At 70.6% G+C, this 3,976-nt stretch carries 7 protein-coding genes; 4 read left to right on the top strand and 3 right to left on the bottom strand.

Going from position 1 to position 3,976, the window contains the following annotated elements; translation table 11 throughout:
- Positions 1-242 (top strand): peptidylprolyl isomerase (locus VH969_RS04665; RefSeq protein WP_331970880.1); only part of this gene is annotated, 242 nt, incomplete at its 5' end.
- Positions 243-251: 9 nt separating this feature from the next.
- Here the strand turns inward: VH969_RS04665 and VH969_RS04660 are convergent.
- Positions 252-1,103 carry an NAD(P)H-binding protein gene (locus VH969_RS04660; protein WP_331970877.1) on the bottom strand — a complete coding sequence of 284 codons (852 nt, stop codon included), beginning with the start codon at positions 1,101-1,103 and terminating at the stop codon, positions 252-254.
- A 211-nt stretch (positions 1,104-1,314) separates the two neighbouring features.
- Here VH969_RS04660 and VH969_RS04655 point away from each other — a divergent pair, with 211 nt between their 5' ends.
- The gene (locus VH969_RS04655; protein WP_331970874.1) at positions 1,315-1,644 is read left to right on the top strand and encodes a plasmid stabilization protein; all 330 of its coding nucleotides are present in this window, start codon (positions 1,315-1,317) and stop codon (positions 1,642-1,644) included.
- Positions 1,645-1,733: 89 nt separating this feature from the next.
- Here the strand turns inward: VH969_RS04655 and VH969_RS04650 are convergent, their stop codons facing one another.
- Positions 1,734-2,030, bottom strand: coding sequence for an iron-sulfur cluster biosynthesis protein (locus VH969_RS04650; protein ID WP_331970871.1), 297 nt, complete (start codon positions 2,028-2,030; stop codon positions 1,734-1,736).
- A 150-nt stretch (positions 2,031-2,180) separates the two neighbouring features.
- Between VH969_RS04650 and VH969_RS04645 the strand changes: the two genes are divergently transcribed.
- Positions 2,181-2,597, top strand: coding sequence for an ATP-binding protein (locus tag VH969_RS04645; RefSeq protein ID WP_331970868.1), 417 nt, complete (start codon positions 2,181-2,183; stop codon positions 2,595-2,597).
- On the top strand, positions 2,594-3,400 hold the full coding sequence (locus VH969_RS04640) for a SigB/SigF/SigG family RNA polymerase sigma factor (RefSeq protein ID WP_331970865.1): 807 nt from the start codon (positions 2,594-2,596) through the stop codon (positions 3,398-3,400). Before VH969_RS04645 ends, VH969_RS04640 begins: the two co-directional genes overlap by 4 nt.
- Positions 3,401-3,434: 34 nt before the next feature.
- Here the strand turns inward: VH969_RS04640 and VH969_RS04635 are convergent.
- Positions 3,435-3,976: Ku protein (locus tag VH969_RS04635; RefSeq protein WP_331970862.1), on the bottom strand; the 542-nt coding region annotated here is incomplete at its 5' end.

Raw genomic sequence — 3,976 nt, 5'->3', positions numbered from 1 at the left:
GCGGCACGCTCGCGATGGCCAACGCCGGCCCGGACACCAACGGCAGCCAGTTCTTCCTCGTGTACGGCGCCGCCTACCTGCGCCCGGACTACGCGATTTTCGGCACCATCGGTGACGCCGGACTGGCCACATTGGACAAGGTCGCGGCCGGCGGCGTCATGCCGACCCCGGACGACCCGGCCCCGCTGGACGGCCCGCCCGCCATCCCGGCGGATCTCCTCAAGGTGAAGGTCAAGCACTAGGCCGAAGCACTAGGAGAAGGCGCCCACGTGCTCCCCTGCCCACTGGGCGAAGGAGCGCGCGGGCGTTCCCGTCAGCTTCTCGACCGTGTCGGTCACCGGCTCCGGCTCGCCGACGATGTGCGCCCAGTGTGCGAGCCCGCCCTCGATGAACTCCGGTGACCAGCCCATCTCCCGCATCCGCGCCCGAGCGTCCTCCTCGGGCAGCTCCACCCACCGCAGCGGCCGCCCGATCGCCTCGCCGATCAGCCGGACCTGCTCGGTCTGGGTCACCACCGACGGCCCGGTCAGCTCGTAGCTCGCGCCCGCGTGCCCCCTCTCGGTCAGCACCCGGGCGGCCACCGCGGCGATGTCGGCCTCGTGGATCAGCGACCGGCCGGCGCCACCGTATATCCAGTGCACGGTCCCGCTCTCCCGGATCTCGGCGGCCCAGCCCAGCGTGTTCGTCGCGAAACCGCCCGCGCGCAGGAAAGTCCACTCCAGACTCGTCCGCCGGATCAGCCACTCGAGCCTGCCGTGGAACAGACCCGGCGGCGGCTCGGCGACCGTGGAGTCCGGCGCGCCCAGCGCGGAGAGGAACACCACGCGCCGCGCGTGCCGGGCGATCGCGTCGACCACCGGGGCGGCGTGGTCGGTCGAGTACGCCGGCCAGACGAGGAAGACCGCGTCGGCGCCGGCGAACGCGGCGTCCAGCGTCGCGGCGTCGAGCAGGTCGGCCCGCACGACGTCGACGCCGGCCGGCAAGCCGGCCGCCGCCGGGTCGCGGGTCACCGCACGCACATGGACGCCGGCCGCGGACAGCAGCGGGACGAGCACGCGCCCGACGTTCCCGGTGGCGCCTGTCACGACGATCCTCTCAGCCATACCCCGACGCTAGGAGCTCGACTTTGCTGGAGGTCAAGGCGGCAGACCAGCAGGTTGTCCAGCTGCTCGCGCCAACCGGGCCGGCGGCGAGACCACGGCCGAGACCACGGCCGAGACCGCGACCGAGCCGGAGCGGGCGCCGGTGGCCGCGCAGGCATAGGCCGGCCTCGTGCTGGGTACCCCCAGGTCAAGCGTGAGAAAGGAGCGCGTGATGCCTCAGGCCTGGAACAAGAAGCGGGAACGCCAGTACGAGCACATCAAGGACAGTGCCAAGGACCGGGGCGCGAGCACCGGCCGCGCCAAGGAGATCGCGTCCCGGACCGTGAACAAGAACCGGGCGCAGTCCGGTGAGTCGCGGACCGCCAGCAAGACGTCGACGAACGACGTGTCGCCGCAGCACCGCGGCGGGAAGCGGTCCGGCAACCGGCAGGGCCCCGGCGGCCCGACGCGGGACCAGCTGTACAACGAGGCCAAGAAGAAGAACATCCGCGGCCGTTCGAACATGACGAAGAAGGAGCTGCAGAAGGCCCTGGGCCGCTAGCAGTCCACAGAGGTCCTACGGACGACGGTCCCATGGATGACGGAACGCCGGTGCCCCGCGGGGCACCGGCGTTCCGCGCAGGATAGGTGTCAAGACGCCCGTTCGAGCACAGCGAAGTTGAGCTGGCCCTCCGCATCCTGTTGCACGTCAAGCACTTTGTCCGACAGGTAGTCGGCAGCCTGCTCCTCCAGGAACACGTGCGCACCGGACTCCGCCGTGACGACCTGGTCTCCCTCGACCGGAGCGCTCGCCACGGCGAGCGCCAGCGCTGTCTGCGAGTCGGACTCGTTCTGCATCGAGAAACGGAGACCACCCTGGTCGTCGATCCCACCCTGGTTGGTCAGCGCGTCGATCGCCTGCGCTGCCGCTTCCGTAACCGCCAACATGTTGGCTCCTTCCTTCGACGGCGTGCACCTTCCACGTTAGGGGCCCGGCCGCGCGCGTGCCGCCCGACCCCGGGACGGCGTGTCGTGATTCACGGTAAAGTCGCCGGTCACAAAGGTTTCCGAAGCGTGGACAGCGGGTAGAGGAGCACCATGAGCGTGGGAGACGGGGACGGAAGTCCCGACGAGATCGAGTTGCGGCTGGGCGCCGAGCTCACCAACCTGCCCATCATCCGGTCGTTGACATCGAGCATCGCCATGCGCGCTGACTTCGATCTGGACGCGATCGCCGACCTCAAGCTGGCCGTCGACGAGGCCTGCTCGACACTCATCACCCGCGCCGCGCCGGATGCCGCGTTGCGCTGCATGTTCACGGTGAGCAAGGACGAGATCCGGTTCGTCGTGAGCATCCGGTCGACCGACGACAGCACGCCGAGCAGCGACACGTTCGGCTGGCGCGTGCTGACGACGCTGACCGACCACGCGAGCAGCTGGGTCGAGCCGGTCAACGGGCAGCATCAGGTGCACATCGAAGTGGCCAAGCGGCGAGCGGACGGTACGGCGGCGTGACGGACACACAGAGTTCGGCGGCCAAGAACCGGGAAACCCCGGACACCGGCTACGAACATCTGGCACCGCTGTTCGACGAGATGGCGGCGCTCGACGAGAAGGATCCCGCCCGGGGCGAGCTGCGTAACAAGCTCGTGACGGGGCACCTGCCCCTCGCCGAGCACATCGCGGCGCGGTTCTCCAACCGCGGCGTCCCGCGCGAGGACCTGGTGCAGGTCGCGACCCTCGGCCTGATCAACGCGGTCGACCGGTTCCAGCCCGATCGCGGCACGGACTTCCTGTCGTTCGCGGTGCCGACCGTGATGGGCGAGGTGCGCCGGCACTTCCGCGATGCGAGCTGGTCGATGCACGTGCCGCGCCGGCTCAAGGAGCTGAACCTCGCGATCAACGCCGCCAGCGCGGAGCTCTCGCAGCGGCTGGGCCGCGCGCCAACGCCGTCCGAGCTCGCGAAGCACCTGGACCTGAGCCAGGAGCAGGTGTACGAGGGGCTCGAGGCCGGCAACGCGTACCACTCGATGTCGCTCGACGAGGCCCTCTCCCCCGACGCCGACTCCGACTCGCTCGGCGAGACGCTGGGCGAGACCGACGCAGCGCTGGACGGCGTGGAGGACTACGAGTCGCTGCGTCCGCTGATCGAGCGGCTGCCCGAACGCGAGCGCACGATCCTCACGCTGCGGTTCTTCAGGCACATGACGCAGACGCAGATCGCCGAGCGCATCGGCATCTCGCAGATGCACGTCTCCCGCCTGCTGGCCCGCACGCTCGAGCAGCTTCGCGAAGGGATGCTGGGCGACGAGGACTGACGCGGCGAGGACTGACGCGAGGACTGACGCGCGGTCAGCTCGGGGTGCGCGTGCGGTCCGCGGCCTCCTTCGCGGCCGCGCTCTCCTCGGCCGCGCGTTCCTCGGCGGCCCGGGCCGAGGCGACGGCCGTGCCCGCGCGCTTCGCCACGAGCGTGGTGCGCAGCGCGGTCAGCAGGTCCGCCGCGCTGTCCTGCTGCGCGACGGCCGTCGGCTGGACGACCTCGTTGCCGTCGATCTTGGCCTGCACCAGCGCCTGCAGCGCCTCGCGGTAGCGGTCGGTGTAGCGGCCCGGGGTGAACCTCTCGCTCAGCGCCTCGATCAGGGCGGTCGCCTCACGCAGCTCCGTGGCCGAGACCGGCACGTCCCGGTGCAGGAACGGGAAGTCCGGCGTGCGGATCTCGTCCGGCCACAGCATCGTCTCCAGCACGATCACCTGGTCGCGGATGCGCAGCACGCCCAGCGACTCCCGCCCGCGCAGCGCGACCTTGACGATCGCCACCCGGCCGGACTGCTGCAAAGCCTCGCTGAACAGCACGTACGGCTTGATGCCCGCCGGCTCGGGCTCCAGGTGGTAGC

It is taken from the genome of Actinophytocola sp. (genome assembly GCF_036555685.1).
Taxonomy (GTDB): Bacteria; Actinomycetota; Actinomycetes; order Mycobacteriales; family Pseudonocardiaceae; genus Actinophytocola.
The sequence above is the reverse complement of the archived record's forward strand: the minus strand, read 5'-3'. Positions and strand labels throughout refer to the sequence as shown.

What these genes read in the sequence shown, in the direction of transcription:
- VH969_RS04660 (WP_331970877.1), bottom strand. Translation starts at nt 1,103, where the DNA reads ATGGCTGAGAGGATCGTCGTGACAGGCGCCACCGGGAACGTCGGGCGC.
- VH969_RS04655 (WP_331970874.1), top strand. Translation starts at nt 1,315, where the DNA reads ATGCCTCAGGCCTGGAACAAGAAGCGGGAACGCCAGTACGAGCACATC.
- VH969_RS04650 (WP_331970871.1), bottom strand. Translation starts at nt 2,030, where the DNA reads ATGTTGGCGGTTACGGAAGCGGCAGCGCAGGCGATCGACGCGCTGACC.
- VH969_RS04645 (WP_331970868.1), top strand. Translation starts at nt 2,181, where the DNA reads ATGAGCGTGGGAGACGGGGACGGAAGTCCCGACGAGATCGAGTTGCGG.